This window comes from Streptomyces luomodiensis (genome assembly GCF_031679605.1).
Taxonomy (GTDB): domain Bacteria; phylum Actinomycetota; class Actinomycetes; order Streptomycetales; family Streptomycetaceae; genus Streptomyces; species Streptomyces luomodiensis.
This window is the reverse complement of record NZ_CP117522.1, coordinates 45,026-61,607: the sequence shown is the minus strand read 5'-3', so window position 1 is coordinate 61,607 and position 16,582 is coordinate 45,026. Positions and strand designations below refer to the sequence as shown.

Below are 16,582 nucleotides of genomic sequence, written 5' to 3'. Positions count from 1 at the left end.
GACGAGGTCCCGGAGTTCACCAGGAAGGCCGTGAGGATGAGTGTGCTGGCATCGGCCGGCGAGCGGAACGTGCTTGAGCTTGTTCCTTAACATCTGCCATTACGCAGAGCGACTAGGGTCTCGGGGCGTTTGACGGTCTTGCCCACGTCGTAGCGGGTGGTGGGGCGCCGGTTCTTCGAACCGGGTGGTCGTCCTGGCCCCCGGCCGGGTGGGTTTGGGTGCACGGGCTGGACTGCCGAGGTGGGGGCGGATGTTCCTGAACCCGCGCCGGACGCGGGTCGGGGTGAGCGCGGTGCCGGTGCGGGTGGTCTTCTCCCAGGGCTTGCGCCGGTCGGCTGCCAGCGGCGGCGCGAGGCGGAGCTGGGTGTGCGCGGCGATCACCAGCCACGTCCACCGGTCCGCTGCCTGTGGGTCACGCAGCCGGGGGCGGGTCCAGCCCAGGGACTGCTTGAACAGGCGGAACGTGTGCTCCAGGTTGAATCTGCGCAGGTAGCACGACCAGACGAAGTCGAGGTGGTCCGGGGGCGCGCCGGTCGCGGAGGACCATAGCCAGACCGGCGGCGCGTCGCGGTCGCCGGGCAGGTGGTCGGCCTTGAGGCGGATCAACGTGCCTTCGATCAGGGGGAGTTCGCCGTCCAGGTCGATCCAGGGCGAGCGGTGGGTGAGCCGGGGGTGGAGCCGGTCCCAGGCGCGGGCCTCGGCCTTGCCGTAGCGGGGTGTGTTGTTGAGGGTCACTGCTGTCGGCTCCGGCCAGGTCTCCGGCTTCGCCAGGCGGAACTCCGCTCCGTGCTTGGGAGGCCTGCCGCCCTGGGGGTCGTAGACACGCGGCGGCGCCGGCAGTCGCAGGAGGCGATCGGAACGAAGGCGCCCGACCACCTCGACGGGAAGGTCGCTCAGTACCCAGGCCAGGCGCATCACGGCGTAGCCCGCGTCCATCACGACCAGGATGTTCCGGTCGCCGTCCTGCCACTGACCGGCCGTGACCAGGCGCTCGACCACGGCCCGCAGCTGGTCGGCGGTGACGGCCGCGGCGTCGTCGGTGGGCCCGGGCCGGACCGCGTCCAGGACCTGGGTCCACGACGTGCGGTCCGGGGTGAGCGCGGCGACGAATGAGTACGGCCAGCCCGGCACCACGTGGTCCGATGAGCGGCCGTTGCGGCCGTGGACCAGGCAGAACAATCGCTCCGGCGAGCAGGCGGCGTCCGACCGCAGCCACGGTGAGACGTCCACCGTGAGCACGATCCGCCCGTCGAACCGCGGTAGCGGCAAGGAAACCAGCAGGTCACGCAGGGTGTTCGTGTCGAGCCGACCATGGTTCAGAGCGCCGTACAACGAGCCGTAGCCGCGCTGGTGCTCGGCGAGCAGGGACAGCTCGACCGGCGTCCGCGTCGGCCCGTCTGCGCACAGCAGCGCGTCGGAAAGCTCGAAGAACGCATCCGCTCGCGCGGACAAGCACCCGTAAAAGGCCGTCCGAAAGCGTGGCAGTTCCTCAAGCACGTTCCGCTCGCCGGCCGATGCCAGCACACTCATCCTCACGGCCTTCCTGGTGAACTCCGGGACCTCGTCGCAGAGTTCAGGATCACGAGGAAGGCCGCCCTCATACCCTGCGATCACTCCAAAGAGTGACCACACGGCCGGGCTCGATGTTAAGGAACAAGCTAAGCGGTACTCCACGACTGTTCGAAGCGGCTGGAACTTCGCAGCGGGCAGTGCATCGAGGAGTCCGTCGCGGTCACCGAACGCCCGGAACAACGTTCCCTTTCCGGCACCGGCCGCTGCGGCGATGGCGTCCATCACACCGACTGGGGTGTTTTGGCGTTCGCGAACAGCGTGTCCGCAGCGGCCAGCACGCATGCAGCTGATGACAGGACTCGGCTACGAGCGCTTCGGTACGCAGTCCTCCGACTGGGGGCGCGGCTGTCTCCATGTGGCTCGCGTACCGCTTCCCCGAACGGGTGTCCGGGCTGCACGTGAATTTCTTCCGACCGTCTCGGAAACGGAACTGACCCGCCGTGGGATGACTGCTGACCCGGTCGGCTGGGGTGGCGAGGGCCGGCACGCGAGAGTGGATCAGGGTGGGACCGAGGCGTTGGGCACGGCCGAGGGGCAAGGCCCATCCGCACCCACCCCATACGACAACGTCGGCCTTCAAGACCACAACCGGGTCTTGAAGGCCGACGTCACGCGAGGCCCCGAATTGACCAACAGCGTCCGATGCCGGGCTGGGCCGGGGCGCCACCGGGCGGGAATGGTCAGATTCCCACCGGATGCCACACGGTCTTCGTCTCCAGGAACGGGGTGATCCTGGACAGTCCCGGTGGAGCGGCCCAGTCGGGGGACGGCGACGGTCTCAGGACGCGGGTGAGGGTGGTGGCCGCCGCCGCCTCCAGTTCGGCCGCCCGCTCACCGGCTCCCGCCAGGTCCAGCGCGTTGACGTCCGCGTGGGACGCCAGGGGCGGGGCCAGTTCCGCGAGGCGGCCGGTGAGGATGTTGACCACACCGCCGGGCAGGTCCGAGGTGGCCAGGGCCTCTGCCAGGGTGACGGCGGGCAGGGGATGCGGCTCGCTCGCCACCACCACCGCCGTGTTGCCCGTCGCGATCACCGGCGCGATCACCGAGACCAGCCCCAGCAGCGGGGACTTCGGTGGCGCGAGGACCGCCACCACCCCCGTGGGTTCGGGTACGGAGCGGTTGTCGTACGGCCCCGAGACGGGGTTGGTTCCGCCCATCACCTGGGTGACCTTGTCGGTCCAGCCCGCGTAGTACACCCAGCGGTCGACGGCCGCCGAGACCACGTCCTCGGCCCGCGCCGCGTCCAGGCCCTGGGCGTCGATGGTCTCCTGGACGAACTGGGCGCGCCGCCCCTCCATCATCTCGGCCACGCGGTAGAGGATCTGTCCGCGGGCGTAGGCCGTACGGGCGGCCCACGGGACGAACGCGCGGCGGGCCGTGACCACCGCGTCCCGGGCGTCCTTGCGCGAGCCCATCGCGGCGTGGGCCAGCAACTCGCCCCCTGCTGAGGTCACCGGATAGCTCCTCCCGGACTCGGACCGCGGGAATTCCCCGCCCAGGTACAGTTTGTAGGTCTTGCGCACCGGCACTCGGGCCGCGGCGGGTACGGGGAACTCAGACATCGAGGTACGCCTCCAGTCCGTGCCGTCCGCCCTCGCGTCCGTACCCGGATTCGCGATAGCCCCCGAACGGGCTGGTGGGATCGAACTTGTTGAAGGTGTTCGACCACACCACACCGGCGCGCAGCCGGCCGGCGGTCCACAGCATGCGGCTTCCCTTCTCGGTCCACACTCCGGCCGACAGGCCGTAGGGGGTGTTGTTGGCCTTTTCGACCGCCTCGTCCGGGGTGCGGAAGGTGAGGACGGACAGCACCGGTCCGAAGATCTCCTCCCGGGCGATGCGGTGGGCCTGGGCGACCCCGGTGAAGATGGTCGGCGCGAACCAATAGCCGCGGGCGGGCAGTTCGCAGTCGGGTGCCCAGTCCTGGCTGCCCTCGTCCCGGCCGGTCTGGGCGAGGGCGCGGATACGGGCGAGCTGTTCGGCGGAGTTGATGGCGCCGATGTCGGTGTTCTTGTCCAGCGGGTCGCCGAGCCTGAGCCGGGAGACGCGCTCCTTGAGCCGGTGCAGCACCTCCTCGGCGACGGACTCCTGGACCAGCAGCCGGGACCCGGCGCAGCACACATGGCCCTGGTTGAAGAAGATTCCGTTCACGATGCCCTCGACGGCCTGGTCCAGGGGAGCGTCGTCGTAGACGATGTTGGCGCCCTTGCCGCCGAGTTCCAGGGTGAGCTTCTTGCGGGTGCCCGCCACGGTACGGGCGATCTCCCGGCCGACCTCGGTGGAGCCGGTGAAGGCCACCTTGTCGGTGCCGGAGTGGGCGATCAGAGCGCGTCCGGTGTCCGCGGCGCCGGTGACGATGTTGACCACGCCCGGGGGCAGCTCGGCCTGCTGGCAGATCTCGGCGAACAGCAGGGCGGTGAGCGGGGTGGTCTCGGCCGGTTTGAGCACCACCGTATTGCCCGTGGCGAGGGCCGGGGCGATCTTCCAGGCGAGCATCAGCAGGGGGAAGTTCCAGGGGATGACCTGGGCCGCGACGCCCAGTGGCCGGGGCGCGGCGCCGAAGCCGGCGTGGACTAGCTTGTCGGCCCAGCCGGCGTAGTAGAAGAAGTGCGCGGCCGCCAGCGGGATGTCCACGTCCCGCGACTCCTTGATGGGCTTGCCGTTGTCCAGGGACTCCAGGACGGCCAGTTCACGGGCGCGTTCCTGGATGATGCGGCTGATCCGGAAGAGGTACTTGCCGCGCTCGGCGGAGGGCATGGGGGACCACACGTGCTCGAAGGCCCGCCGGGCGGCGGTCACGGCGCGGTCCACGTCCGCCTCGTCGGCGGCGGACACCTCCGCCAGGCGCTCCTCGTCGGCCGGGTTGACCGTGGTGATCAGTCGCTCGGTGGGGGGTGTGAACGCGCCGTCGATGAACAGTCCGTACGCGGGCCGCAGCGAGACGATGGCCCGGGACTCGGGTGCGGGGGCGTACGCGAAGGTGGTGTCAGCCATGCGTCTTCAGTCCAGGGTGTAGTGGTCGGGGCCCGGGTAGGTGCCGGTGGCCAGCCTGGTCCGCTGCATCAGCAGGTCGTTGAGCAGGCTGGAGGCACCGAGCCGGAACCAGGACGGGTCGAGCCAGTCGGGGCCCGTGGTCTCGTTGACCAGCACCAGGTGGCGCAGCGCGTCCTTGGTGGTGCGGATGCCACCGGCAGGTTTGACGCCGACCTGACGACCGGTGGCGGCGCGGAAGTCGCGGACCGCCTCCAGCATGATGAGGGTGACCGGCAGGGTGGCGGCGGGGGTCACCTTGCCCGTGGAGGTCTTGATGAAGTCGGCTCCGGCGAGCATGGCGAGCCAGGAGGCGCGCCGCACATTGTCGTAGGCGGCCAGTTCCCCGGTCTCCAGGATGACCTTCAGATGGGCCGGTTCGCCGCCGGGCCGGGCGCACGCCTCGCGGACCGCGACGATCTCGTCGTGGACCTTGCGATAGTCACCGGCCAGGAAGGCGCCCCGGTCGATCACCATGTCGATCTCGTCGGCGCCGTCGGCGACGGCCTGACGGGTGTCGGCGAGCTTGGCTGCCAGGGGCGCCCGCCCGGCGGGGAAGGCGGTGGCCACCGAGGCCACGGCCACCGGGCTGCCGCGCAGGGCGTCCACGGCCACGGGCACCAGATCGGGGTAGACGCAGACGGCGGCCACCTGCGGGACATCGCGGTCGTCCGGGTCGGGCCGGCGGGCCTTGGCGGACAGGGCGCGTACCTTCCCGGGGGTGTCGGCGCCCTCCAGAGTGGTCAGGTCGACCATCCGGATGGCCAGGTCGATGGCGTGTGCCTTGGCGGTGGTCTTGAGGGAACGGGTGGCCAGGGCGGCGGCTCGGGCGCGGGCGCCCACCTCGTCGACGCCCGGGAGGCCGTGCAGAAAGGCGCGCAGCGAGGCGTTGTCGGTGGAGCGGGGCAGTCCGGGGGCGGGGGCGGTGTCAGGCACGGACGCCTCGCTTCTCCATCAGCATGTTGAGGATCAGGGCGACGATCAGGATCAGACCGGTGACGACCATCTGGAAGAAGGAGCCCAGGCCCATAAGATTGCACAGGTTGCGCAGCACTGACAGCAGCAGGACCGCGACGAACGTTCCCATCACTCCGCCGCGGCCGCCGAAGAGATGGGTGCCGCCGAGCACCACGGCGGCGATGGCGTCCAGTTCGAGCCCGTTGAAGGCGGTCGGCTGGCCGATGGTGAGCCGTGAGGTCAGCAGCACGCCCGCCAGTGCGGAGAGGGCTCCGGAGATGGCGAAGACGGCGGTGATGACTCCCCGGACCGGCAGTCCCGACAGCCGCGCGGCCTCCTTGTTGCTGCCGACGGCGTAGATGTACTCGCCGAAGGTGGTGCCGCGCAGGACGAGCCCGGTGATGAGGGTGACGGCCACAAAGATCAGGCCGACGATCGGTATGTAGCCGATGAAGCCCCCGCCGAGCAGCTGGAAGGAGTGGGGCAGCTCGGCGCTGGTCGGCTCGCCGTCGGTGAGCAGGTAGGTCAGTCCGCGGATGGCGGTGAGCCCGGCCAGGGTGGTCATGAACGCGGGCAGGGACAGATAGGCGGAGAGCCCGCCCATGACCGTCCCGAACAGGGCGCCCGCGGCGACGCTGGCGACGATGGCCAGGACGACGTTGACATCGTCGCCGATCAGCAGCGCGACCGTCATCCCGCCGAAGGCGGCGACACTGCCCACCGACAGGTCGATGCCGGCGGTGAGGATGACCAGGGTCATGCCGATGGCGACGATGCCGGTCAGCGCCGACTGCTGGAGGAGGTTGGACAGATTGCGGGTGGTGAGGAAGTCGGGTGTCAGCAGGCTCGCCGCGACGCACAGGGCGAGGAACACCAGTACCAGGTTGAATTTGACGATGAGTTCGGCGCCACGGGGCCGGGCCCGTCGGGTGCCGGTGGCTGCCGCTGTCGGCTCGGCCACTGCGGAGGAGGTGGTCATGATGCGGCCTTCGTTGCGGGGGTTTCTCCGGTGATGACGGTGTGGGCGATGGTGGCCTCGTCGGTGGTCCTGGGGTCGTAGCAGGCCACGTTGCGGCCCTCGTGCAGCACCCAGACGCGGTCGGCGTTGGCGGTCAGCTCGTTCAGCTCACTGCTGGCGAGCAGCACCGCGACACCCTGGTCGGCGAGGTGGCGCACCTGGCGGTACAGATCGGCCTTGGCTCCCACGTCCAGGCCCCGGGTGGGCTCATCCAGCAGCAGAACCCGCACGCCCCCCTTGGCGATCCACTTGGCGAGCACGACCTTCTGCTGGTTGCCGCCCGACAGCTTCCCGACCAGCTGGTCGGGCGAGGAGTACCGGACGCCCAGCCCGGTCAGCGCGGACGCGGCCCTGCGGCGTCCAGTGGTGTGCGGGGCGAGCCAGGGCGGCCGGCCCAGCGCGGTGACGGCGGCGTTGCGCGCCACCGACAGACCGGGCATCAGCCCTTGTTCCTTACGGTTCTCCGGCACCAGCGCGAATCCGGCCCGCACGGCGGCGGCGGGGCTCGACAGCCGCGGCTCGGCGCCGTCGAGCCGTACCGAAACCGACGCCCCGATGTCGCCGAACAGCGCCGACAGCAAGGTGGTGCGGCCCGCGCCACCGAGCCCCGCCAGGCCCGCGACCTCGCCGGGCCGGACCTCGATGTCGCGGACGTCGATCAGTCCGGGGCGGTGCACCCGGCGGATCTCCAGCAGTGCGGGCCCCTCGGGCCGGGGCCGGTCGGTGGGGCGCACCAGCTCACGGGACTCGCCGATCATCGTGGCGACCAGTTCGTCGGGGGTGGTGCGGGCGAGGTCGTGGACCGAGACCGAGCGGCCGTCGCGCATCACGGTGGCGCGGTCACCGATCTCCATCACCTCGTCCATGCGGTGTGAGATGTAGATGACCGAGCGGCCCTCCGCGGTGAGGGAGCGGATCACGTCGAACACCTTGCGCAGGTCGTTCTCGCCGAGGGTGGCGGAGGGCTCGTCCATGACGATGACCCGCGCCCGCGCGGTGAGCGCCCTGGCGATCGCGGTGAGCTGCTGGGCGGCGATGGGCAGTTCGCGGACGACCGCGTTGACCGGGAAGTCGCCGCCGACCCGGTCGATGGCCTCCCGCGCCAGTTCGGCCCGCCGTCCGCGGCGGATGATCGGTCCCCTGGCCGGGGCGCGGCCGAGCAGCAGGTTCTGGGCGACGGTCAGGTCGGGCACCAGATCGAGCTCCTGGTAGATCACCGAGATGCCGGCGGCCATGCCGACCTGGGGGCTGGTGAGCCGCACGAGCTCACCGTCGAGGCGGATCTCGCCCTCGTCCGGCTGTACGGAGCCGGCCAGGATCTTCATCAGGGTGCTCTTGCCCGCGCCGTTCTCGCCGAGCAGGCAGTGGGTCTCACCGGGCAGGACGGTCAGTTCGGCGTGGTCGTTGGCGAGGGTACCGGGGAAGCGTTTGACGATTCCGCGCATGCTCAGGCGCGGGGTCAGCTCCGACGGCCCGCTGGTGCCGGGTGCGCTCATGGCCTCTCCTTCCTAGACAGCCGTTCACAGGAAGCGGGGTTGAGCAGATGGGAGGCGGTGTGGTCGTCGGTGATCAGGGTGTTGCACAGCCCGCTGGTGACCACGGCCGCGCACACGGTGTGCTTGGCGGTTCCGGAGGCCACCGCCACCGACACCGGGCTGCGGCGCAGGTCCTCCAGGGACAGACCGAGGGTGCGGTCGTCCAGCGCCTGGTCGATGAGCTCCCCCCGGGAGCCGATGAAGCGACCCGCCACATCGCCCACCGCGCCGGCCTTGGCCAGCCGTTCCACGTCGTCGGCGGTGAGATAGCCCGAGCCGACCAGCACCGAGTCGGCGCCGATCGCACCGGGACTGAACAGCACCGTGTCCGCCGCGGCGGCCTGGGCGAGGACGTCGGCGACCGCGCTGTCCCGCTCCAGCACCCGGCGGGTGGTCTCCTGCTCCACGATGGCCGGGGCCGGCAGCACCGTGACGGTGCCCTCGCCGAGATGGGCGATCCGGCTGGCCATGTCCTGGGCGGAGCTGGGCCGGCGGGAGCGGCTGAGCCCGCCGTTGATCTGCACCACGTGGACGCCGTGGGTCCACCCCGGGTTGAGGCCGCGGGCGAGCAGATCCATGGTGCGGCCCCAGGAGACGCCGAGCAGCCGGGGGGACGGGCGCAGTCTGGCGAGATAGTCGGCCCCGGCCTCGGCGACCCGTGCCCGCAGCCCCTCCTCGTCCTCGGTGTGGCCGCGGGCGACCACCACGGCGTCCCGCAACCCGAAGGCGTCCCGCAGCCGCTCCTCCAGGCCCCGCATCCGCGATTTGGGGTGGACCACCTGGATCCGCACGATCCCGGCCTGCCGTGCCTCGGCCAGCAGCCGGCCGACCTTCCAGCGAGTGAAGTGCAGGTCCTCGCCGATCTGCTCCTGGGTGAGGTCCTGCTCGTAGTACATGGAGGCGACCTGGTACAGCAGTGCCTCGTCCTCGGTGCCGCTCATACCGGGACCTCCGGTCCCCGGGGGGTGGTCAGCCGGTGGGCGATCGCGCGGGTGGCGGCGGTCGCCGCGCGGTAGTCGGCATAGCCCCGCTGATAGATCTCACGGTGGGTGCCGTCGGGCTCCACGGTCCGGGTGGGGAGGGCGAAACCGGCCGCGGCCTCGGCGAGCGAACCGGTCTGCCCGGTGCCGGCCGCCGCGATGACCGCGCACGCGCGCAGCGTGAGGTTGTCGCCCTCGACCAGCCGCAGCGGACGGCCGAGCACATCGGCCGTGGTGCGCAGCCACAGGGGGTTGTGGCGGATACCGCCGGAGACATACACCTCGTCCACCGGCACCCCGCCCTCGACGAAGGACTCCAGGACCTGGCGGGTGCCGTACGCCACGCCCTCCACGGCCGCCCGGTAGATCTCCACCGGGCGGCTGGCGAGGGTCAGGCCGAGCACGGCGCCGCGCAGCCTCGGGTCGCGCAGCGGGGTGCGGTTGCCCATGAAGTAGTCGAGGACCAGCAGGCCGTGCTCGCCGGGCGGCAGGGCCGCGGCGTCGGCGATCAGCCGGGGCAGTTCGGCGCGGGGGCATCCCAGCAGTGCCTCCCCCGCCCAGGTGAGGACGGAGCCGGAGCTGACCTGGCCGCCTTCGATCAGCCACCGTCCGGCGTTGAGGGCGTCGGGGTAGGGGCCCCAGATGGTCGGCGGGAAGACCGGGGAGCCGATCTCGGTGACGAAGGCGGTGGAGGTGCCCGAAACCATGGAGACCAGCCCGGTGCGGGCCCCGCCGACGGCGAGCAGCGACAGATGGGCGTCGATGCCGCCCGCGCAGACCACCGCCTCCCCGCGGATGCCGAGTTCCTCGCGGGCGGCGGCGCCGACCGGGGCCACCGGGTCGCCGACCGGGACGATCCGTTCGGGCAGCTTGTCGCGCAGATCGGGGACGCCGAACGTCGCGTACAGGTCGTCGGGGAGCCCGGTACCGAGCGGGTCGTGGTTCCACTTGCAGACGGCGTTCATCCGCGACCCGGCCCATTCCCCGGTCAGCCGCCAGACGAGATAGTCGACCGCTTCGGTGATGCGGTGCGCCGCACGATAGGTCTCCGGTTCGTTCCTGGCGAGCCACATGGCCTTCGGCACCAGCCATTCGACGGCGTCCGCACCGCCCGCGTAGGCCAGTACGGGATGGTCGGCGGCCGCTGTGAGCTCGGATTCCGCGCTGGCCCTGGCGTCCATCCAGAGCAGGGCCGGACGCAGCGGGCGGCCCGCGGCGTCGAGGACGGCGACGGTGGAGGCGGTGGTGGCCACGGCGAGTCCGACCACGGCGGGTGAGCCCGCCTCGGCGAGTGCCGCCCTGACCGCGGACACCACGGCGCGCCACCAGTCCTCGGGATCCTGCTCGGCCCAGCCGGGGTGCGGGAAGACAGTGGGATAGCCGCTCTCACCACGGCCCAGCGTGGCGCCGTCCGCCGCGTAGACGCAGACGCGGGCGCTCTCCGTGCCGAGGTCGATGGCCAGCAGCGCGGTCATGGACGGTCTCCGTTCGGCAGGAAGAGCACCTTGGAGCTGAAGATGGACCGCTCCCCCAGCTGGCGCATGGTGTCGCCCAGGTCGTCCAGGCCCAGCTCATGGGTGATCATGAATTTCCAGCGCAGCCGGCCGTCCGCCATGGCCTGCGCGGCGAGCCGCCACTCGTCTCCCGGGAAGGGGGCGGAGAAGGAGTTCCACGCGCCGTGCAGGGTGATCTCGCGGCGCAGGAAGGTGCTGAAGGTGGACTTGGGGAGCACCACCGGATCGTGCGGGATGCCGATGAAGACGGCCTCGCCGTGCCGGGCGGCCAGCGACACTGCCTGGTCGGCGGTGGCGGGGACGCCGGCGGACTCGACGATGACGTCGAAGCCGGGCCCGGCCAGCTCCCGGGCCTGCTCGGGTGTGGTGGCGGTCCGGGTGGCACCGGCCTCCAGCGCCATGGCCGCCTTCTCCTCGCTCACATCGATCGACAGCACCTCGCTCGCGCCCTGGAGCAACGCCCACTGGATGGCGAACAGCCCGATGGGGCCGGCGCCGACCACGGCCACCCGGTGGCCCGCGCGCAGCTTGGTGCGCCAGATGGCGTGCAGGGCGATGGCGGCGGGGTCGAGCATCGCGGCGGCCCGCGGGTCGAGGTCCGCGGGCAGCACCAGCAGGTTGTCCTCAGGCACGGTCACGTACTCGGCGTAGGCCCCGGGCCGGCGGCTGCCGAAATAGTCGTAGTCCTCGCAGAGGCTGTACCGCCCCTGGTCGCAGGGGCCGCAACGGCGGCAGGGGATCAGCGGCGGCACGGCCACCAGGTCGCCGGCCCGGACCGTGCCGGCGGCGGCGAGTTCGGAGCCGAGCGCCACCACATGGCCGGAGAACTCGTGGCCGCAGATCAGCGGCAGGTTGTAGGCCACCTCGGGGCGGAGCATCCGGGAGATGTCCGAACCGCAGACACCGCAGGCGGCGACGCGCACCAGCGCCTCACGAGGGCCGGGCTCCGGTACGGGTACGCGCTCCACCCGGATGTCGCCCGGGGCGTGCAGCACGGCGGCTCGCATGGTCTCCGACATGATGATGTCGTTTCCTTCCACGTGATGGGTGTCCGGTCGGGATGCGCGGGTCACCGCGCGCTCTCGGAGGCGAAGGTCGTCGTGCCGACGTACTGGTGGGCGTTGTCGCGATCGACCAGCGCGGTGCCGGCGTCGATGGACGGGTCGACCTTCTTGCCGTCGGCGACGTCCTCGGCGGTCATGACGGCGGTCCGGCCCAGGGAGATCGGGTCGTTGAGGGCGGTGGCGCTGTAGGGGCCGTGCTGGTCGATGGCCTTGACCGCCCCCATCAGACCGTCGACCCCGGCGACCTTCACATCGGAGCGGCCGTTCTCCTTGAGCACCTGGAGGGCCCCGAGGGCCATGTCGTCGTTGTGCGCGTAGACGGCCTTGACGTCGGGGTTGGTCTGCAGCAGGTCCTGCATGGCGGTGACGGCCTTGGAGCGGATGTAGTCGCAGTACGGGCCGCTGACGATGTGGATCTTCTTGTTGGCCGCAACGGCCTTGTGGAACCCGGCGCTGCGGTCGCGCGCCACGGCACCGCCCGCGTCACCCTTGATCTCGATGATCTTGCCGCCCCTGGGGCCCAGCTCCTTGGCGATCCGCTCGCCGACGAGCTGCCCCATCGCGGTGTTGTCCCGGCCCACATGCGCGGTGGCCCCGGAGGGCACCGGACGGTCGACGGTGACGACGGCCACCCCGGCGGACTTCGCGGCGGCCAGTCCCGCCTTGACCCCCTTGGGGTCGACGGGGTTGACCATCAGCACGTCGACATCGCGGGTGATGAGGTCCTGGATGTCGTTGTTCTGCTTGGTCACATCGCCGCCAGCGTCGGCGAAGTAGAGCTTCGCCCCGGCCTTCTCGGCGGCCTTCCGCGCGCCCTGGCGGAGCTGGACGTAGAACGGCGACTGCTGGGTGGCCTGGCTGAAGCCGATGGTCAGCGCTCCGGATCTCTTGTGTGCACCGGAGTTGCCGGAGCCACCGGGACTGGTCGACACCGAACAGGCGGCGAGCGCCAGGAGAGAAAATGTGATGAAAAAGATCCCGATAATGCGATTGATGCGCATATGGGCCTCCAGATGTGGTCCTGGCCAGGGACAGTAGATGTGGAATTAACCTCACAGCAACGGGCGCGCATTTTTTTGCTCGTATGAGCACGAGCCGGAACGGAGTGCCTCACTTCGGTCACTCAGCGCGATGAAGTCGCGACCAAGTCGCCGCGGGCTGACAGAGTGTGACCAGGCGTCGTGACGACCGGGCGAAAACCTCGTTGTTGGAAGAGTCGCTGGCCGAGCACGGCCGGCAGCTCGTTCCCTGCTTGCCGCAGGCCCCCGCTGTGAGTGCGGCCGTGTGGGGGGAGGTCATTGGGCGGGGAGGCGCTACCGGGGAGCCACCGACCGTGAGAGCGCGGCGATGAACCGGGAATACGCAATGGGTACGGGACGCCTCCGTGACCGTTGTAGATCTTGTGATCAGAGCCGCTCTGGTCACCGGGGCAATGCTGCTGCACGCCCGCTGGCTCATAGCGATCGGCGGCCTGTGGGCGCTGCTGACCCTGCGGCAGGGCTACCTGGCCGCGCGAGAACGCAAACGGTCGGCGCACACGCCGAACCGAACGCGACACTGGTCATGTTCCTGAGCCTGTACCACGACTGGCCGAAGGAACACCCGCTCTCATAACCCAGCGCCTGCATGAGGAGACCACGGACGACTGACCAGCCGCAGCAGTGGCCCTGGTGCCAGAGGCACTCCCACCGAGCCGGCGGCCCGGTTGGGCGCCCTGCTCTGCCGCGAGCACCTCGGCGAAGAACTATGCCCGCCGGGTGCCACGCAACGCTTCGGTGGGATTTACGCCTTCGGGCAGGTGGTGCGGAGTAAGTTTATCGTTCCGGGCCCAGGTGGGGGAGGGGACATGGTGGGAATGCTGTGTTTCCTGAGCTGCGAGATCTTGGGCCGTCGAGCGGGGTGGAGTGGGAGACGCTGCGGTCGTTGAACCGAGCGTGTGTGGATCTGCGGCAGGAGTGGGAGGCGGCCCGCGCAGATGGAGCTGGACGTTCTCTGTACTCACTCACGCCGGTCGGCTGAGCCCCATCCTGAACAGCTGGCCTGTCGTTGTTCACGTAATGCCCTCAGGGTGCGGGCGCTGTCAATTGCCCAAGACTGCGTGAGCCGCTTGTTCTCCTTGCTGGATCAACAGCGTCAGCCCTGCGGTGAGTGATGTCACCGCAGACAGGCTTCCCTGTATCCGGTCATACAGAGCGCGGAGGCGACCGGGTTCGGTGCTGGTGACTGACGCCTCTCCTTCCAGCACTTCCGCGTCCTGAATGATTTCTTGTTCCTGTTCCGGTGGCGCCCCGAGAGTTGGTGCCACCTGGCGGACGAGTTGTGCCCACTGCACGAGAGCCGTTGTGTCCAGGACTGCATTGTTGAGGGTCACTTGCTCCCCCGCCCCGCTGTGCGAGGATCCAGCGACGACGTGGTTCGAGCGATCGACGTGGTATTGGCTGCCACTGCCCTCATTGCTGTAGTGATTGTTGCCTCTTGAGTAGGTGTCTGCCACGACCTGGTCTCCCATGACTAGCGACGAAACGAGCACGCGAGGCGCATCCTTACTGTCGGACTCGGTGCCCGGAAGGGTCCCGAACCAGTCGACCGTGATGCCCCATGGCTTCACCGCAGCACGCAGATCATTCTCAATCTGAGCACTCAGTTCGCGCATCTGTGTGCGGGTATGCGTGGCTTCCAGAAGGGCAATGCTGTTGATGAGCTCGAAGAGCATGCGTTGTTCGAGAGCGTGGATGTAGCTGGCGACGGCGTACGTAGCCGCTTGTGGGTCCGTGATGTGGTACTGGACAGTAACCTGGACTGGGACTTCTTGCCCATCCTTCGTGGAGACCAGACGCAAGGGAAAGGGGACGGTTTGTCCTCGCAGATCGATGCGGTTGCGGACCGTATGCATGAAAGGGGTCAACCAGCGCAATCCAGGGTAGATCGTCCGATCGTACTTGCCGAACAATTCGACGACCGCAGCTGAGGCTTCCGGAATGACCTGCACCGCTTTTAGGGTCCGTCTTCAAAGATCATCCGGGTAGTAGATCATGGTGTCGTGGTACGTCGTCATGAACTCACTGATCAGGAGTGGGAGTTACTCGCTCCGCTGAAACCCCGGGCTGCGACGGGGCGTCCTCGCGTGGAGGACCGGCAGGTCGTCAACGGGATGGTCTACAAGATCCGCACCGGAATCTCCTGGCGTGACTTGCCGGAACGCTACGGGCCGTGGAAGACCGTGTACACCCGCTTCCGCCGCTACGCCCTCGACGGAGTCTTCACACGGGCTCTGCAGCAGATCCAAGCCCACGCCGACGCGGCCGGCGACATCGACTGGCTGGTCCAGATCGACTCCACCATCGTCCGCGCCCACCAGCACGCCGCCGCCACCGGCCGAAAAGGGGGCGGCATCGGCAGGACGAACCGGACGATCACGCCCTCGGCCGATCCCGAGGCGGGCTGACGACCAGGATTCACCTCGCCTGTGACGGCAGGGGCCGCCCGCTCGCGATCCTGGTGACGCCCGGCCAACGCCACGACAGTGTCTGTGCACGCCCTCTGCTGGAACGGATCCGTGTTCCCCGCACCGGCCTGGGCCGGCCTCGGTGCAGGCCCGGCCAGGTCATCGCAGACAAGGCTTACAGCTCCCGCGGCTTCCGTGCCTACCTGCGAAGACGCGGCATCGCGCACACCATCCCCGAGAAGACCGACCAGCGACGGCACCGGCTGAGGCGCGGAGGCCACGGCGGACGACCGCCAGGGTTCGACCGGGAGACCTACCGGCGGCGCAACATGATCGAGCGCTGCTTCAACCGGCTCAAGGGCTTCCGCGGGATCGCCACCAGATACGAGAAGACCGCCACTTCCTACGAAGCGGCGGTCACCCTCGCATCGTTCCTGCTCTGGGCAAGATCCGTTTGAAGACGGACCCTAGAACCCGAAGACGGTACGGCACGTCTTCATGGGTGCCCCGGTGCAAGCGGGCTCAGCCTGCACCGGGGCACCTCCCGCTCCGTTTCTCACTACAGCCTCCTCGGGGTCACCCTGGCGGCGGATTGTGCGGCTCATGGCCCTGGAATTCCGCGGTGTCGTCTTCCGGTACAACCGGAAGACGACCGTGCTCGACAGCTTCGACCTTCGCGTCAGCAGCCCGGCAACGGTGCTGCTCGGCCCGAACGGGGCGGGGAAGTCCACGCTGATGGCGCTGGCCGCCTCCCAGCTGAGGCCCCTGGAGGGCACCGTCAGCTGCGGTGACCTGGCCTTCGAGGGTCTTCTCCCGGATGTAGTTGCGCTCGATCTGTCCGGCGACGGCGAGCACGGCGAAGAACATGGCGCCCATGCCGTTGGGGTCGTAGATGCCAGTGAGCGGGCCGGTGAGGAGTTCGAGTTGGATGCCGCCGGCTTGGAGTTCGGCGGACAGCGTCATCAGCTCGGCCGCGTTGCGCGCGAGCCGCTTGAGCTCGTGGACGGTGAAGATGACCGGCATCTCGGGTGCGGCCTCCTTGAACTGGCGGGCCAGTGCGAGCGCCTTCTCCAGTTCGGGCCCGGCTGTGGGGACCATCCGTACAGCCAGTATCGATGAGATTGATCACGGTCGCGTAGCAGGTCAGACACTCGATCGCGGGATCTTCGGTCGTGGGGAACATCGGTGCAGCCGCTGACGCCAAGCACTTGATCTTGATGGTGCGGGCTCGAGTGTCCGGGGCTATAGGGGGCGGAACCGCTGGCGCGGAGCCCTAACGCCAATCTCGGTCAGCCCCTCTTGGGGTCCGAGAAAAATTCATGTGAACCAGCGCGCAGGCACGGTGCCTTACCAGGGTGAAGGTAGCCAGCAGATGCCCCAGGAGCGGACATGGTCTTTCGAGAGATCCGGACAGCATTGGGCGGCACCCTGAGGGGACGGGTGAGTGGGATGTGGCACACGATTCGG

The 16,582-nt window shown here is 69.5% G+C and carries 11 protein-coding genes and 4 pseudogenes; 2 read left to right on the top strand and 13 right to left on the bottom strand.

The genetic code is table 11. The features are described from left to right. Positions 1-86: 86 nt before the first annotated feature. The 12 genes and pseudogenes from PS467_RS00270 to PS467_RS00215 form a co-directional block, all read right to left on the bottom strand. Positions 87-1,530, bottom strand: a pseudogene (locus PS467_RS00270) (NF041680 family putative transposase). A gap of 189 nt (positions 1,531-1,719) precedes the next feature. Further along, a pseudogene (locus tag PS467_RS41970) lies at positions 1,720-1,794 on the bottom strand (TetR family transcriptional regulator); the annotation flags it as partial. 458 nt (positions 1,795-2,252) lie between these two features. Continuing rightward, positions 2,253-3,134: an aldehyde dehydrogenase family protein gene (locus PS467_RS00260; RefSeq protein WP_311033375.1), complete on the bottom strand. Its 882-nt coding sequence runs from the start codon at positions 3,132-3,134 to the stop codon at positions 2,253-2,255. Further along, on the bottom strand, positions 3,127-4,566 hold the full coding sequence (locus tag PS467_RS00255) for an aldehyde dehydrogenase family protein (protein WP_311033374.1): 1,440 nt from the start codon (positions 4,564-4,566) through the stop codon (positions 3,127-3,129). Before PS467_RS00255 ends, PS467_RS00260 begins: the two co-directional genes overlap by 8 nt. 6 nt (positions 4,567-4,572) lie before the next feature. Beyond that, positions 4,573-5,538 carry a deoxyribose-phosphate aldolase gene (gene deoC, locus PS467_RS00250; protein ID WP_311033373.1) on the bottom strand — a complete coding sequence of 322 codons (966 nt, stop codon included), beginning with the start codon at positions 5,536-5,538 and terminating at the stop codon, positions 4,573-4,575. Beyond that, on the bottom strand, positions 5,531-6,538 hold the full coding sequence (locus PS467_RS00245; protein WP_311033372.1) for an ABC transporter permease: 1,008 nt from the start codon (positions 6,536-6,538) through the stop codon (positions 5,531-5,533). The genes deoC and PS467_RS00245 overlap by 8 nt, the downstream gene beginning before the upstream one ends. Then, the gene (locus PS467_RS00240) at positions 6,535-8,073 is read right to left on the bottom strand and encodes a sugar ABC transporter ATP-binding protein (protein ID WP_311033371.1); all 1,539 of its coding nucleotides are present in this window, start codon (positions 8,071-8,073) and stop codon (positions 6,535-6,537) included. The genes PS467_RS00245 and PS467_RS00240 overlap by 4 nt, the downstream gene beginning before the upstream one ends. Then, positions 8,070-9,053, bottom strand: a complete 984-nt coding sequence (locus PS467_RS00235) for a sugar-binding transcriptional regulator (RefSeq protein WP_311033370.1) — start codon at positions 9,051-9,053, stop codon at positions 8,070-8,072. Before PS467_RS00235 ends, PS467_RS00240 begins: the two co-directional genes overlap by 4 nt. Further along, the gene (locus PS467_RS00230; RefSeq protein WP_311033369.1) at positions 9,050-10,567 is read right to left on the bottom strand and encodes an FGGY-family carbohydrate kinase; all 1,518 of its coding nucleotides are present in this window, start codon (positions 10,565-10,567) and stop codon (positions 9,050-9,052) included. Before PS467_RS00230 ends, PS467_RS00235 begins: the two co-directional genes overlap by 4 nt. Next, a complete protein-coding gene (locus PS467_RS00225) occupies positions 10,564-11,625 on the bottom strand; it encodes a galactitol-1-phosphate 5-dehydrogenase (protein ID WP_311033368.1) in 1,062 nt (353 codons plus the stop codon). The genes PS467_RS00230 and PS467_RS00225 overlap by 4 nt, the downstream gene beginning before the upstream one ends. Positions 11,626-11,675: 50 nt before the next feature. Next, positions 11,676-12,602 (bottom strand): substrate-binding domain-containing protein, encoded by a 927-nt coding sequence (locus PS467_RS00220; protein ID WP_311033367.1) that lies wholly within the window; start codon positions 12,600-12,602, stop codon positions 11,676-11,678. Positions 12,603-13,750: 1,148 nt separating this feature from the next. Then, entirely contained in the window at positions 13,751-14,659 is a 909-nt protein-coding gene (locus PS467_RS00215; RefSeq protein WP_311033366.1) for an SPFH domain-containing protein, read from the bottom strand. Positions 14,660-14,710: 51 nt separating this feature from the next. On the opposite strand from PS467_RS00215, the gene PS467_RS00210 reads away from it, so the two are divergent. Next, positions 14,711-15,573 (top strand): IS5 family transposase gene (locus PS467_RS00210; RefSeq protein ID WP_311033365.1). Its coding sequence is split into 2 segments (ribosomal slippage): positions 14,711-15,067 and positions 15,070-15,573, totalling 861 coding nucleotides; the frame shifts between segments, so codons are not numbered across the junction. A gap of 40 nt (positions 15,574-15,613) precedes the next feature. Next, a pseudogene (locus tag PS467_RS00205) lies at positions 15,614-15,856 on the top strand (ABC transporter ATP-binding protein); the annotation flags it as partial. 99 nt (positions 15,857-15,955) lie between these two features. Here PS467_RS00205 and PS467_RS00200 read toward each other — a convergent pair. Next, positions 15,956-16,138 (bottom strand): annotated as a pseudogene (locus tag PS467_RS00200) (recombinase family protein); the annotation flags it as partial. Positions 16,139-16,582 lie beyond the last annotated feature (444 nt).

What these genes read in the sequence shown, in the direction of transcription:
- PS467_RS00260 (WP_311033375.1), bottom strand. Translation starts at nt 3,134, where the DNA reads ATGTCTGAGTTCCCCGTACCCGCCGCGGCCCGAGTGCCGGTGCGCAAG.
- PS467_RS00255 (WP_311033374.1), bottom strand. Translation starts at nt 4,566, where the DNA reads ATGGCTGACACCACCTTCGCGTACGCCCCCGCACCCGAGTCCCGGGCC.
- PS467_RS00245 (WP_311033372.1), bottom strand. Translation starts at nt 6,538, where the DNA reads ATGACCACCTCCTCCGCAGTGGCCGAGCCGACAGCGGCAGCCACCGGC.
- PS467_RS00240 (WP_311033371.1), bottom strand. Translation starts at nt 8,073, where the DNA reads ATGAGCGCACCCGGCACCAGCGGGCCGTCGGAGCTGACCCCGCGCCTG.
- PS467_RS00235 (WP_311033370.1), bottom strand. Translation starts at nt 9,053, where the DNA reads ATGAGCGGCACCGAGGACGAGGCACTGCTGTACCAGGTCGCCTCCATG.
- PS467_RS00230 (WP_311033369.1), bottom strand. Translation starts at nt 10,567, where the DNA reads ATGACCGCGCTGCTGGCCATCGACCTCGGCACGGAGAGCGCCCGCGTC.
- PS467_RS00225 (WP_311033368.1), bottom strand. Translation starts at nt 11,625, where the DNA reads ATGTCGGAGACCATGCGAGCCGCCGTGCTGCACGCCCCGGGCGACATC.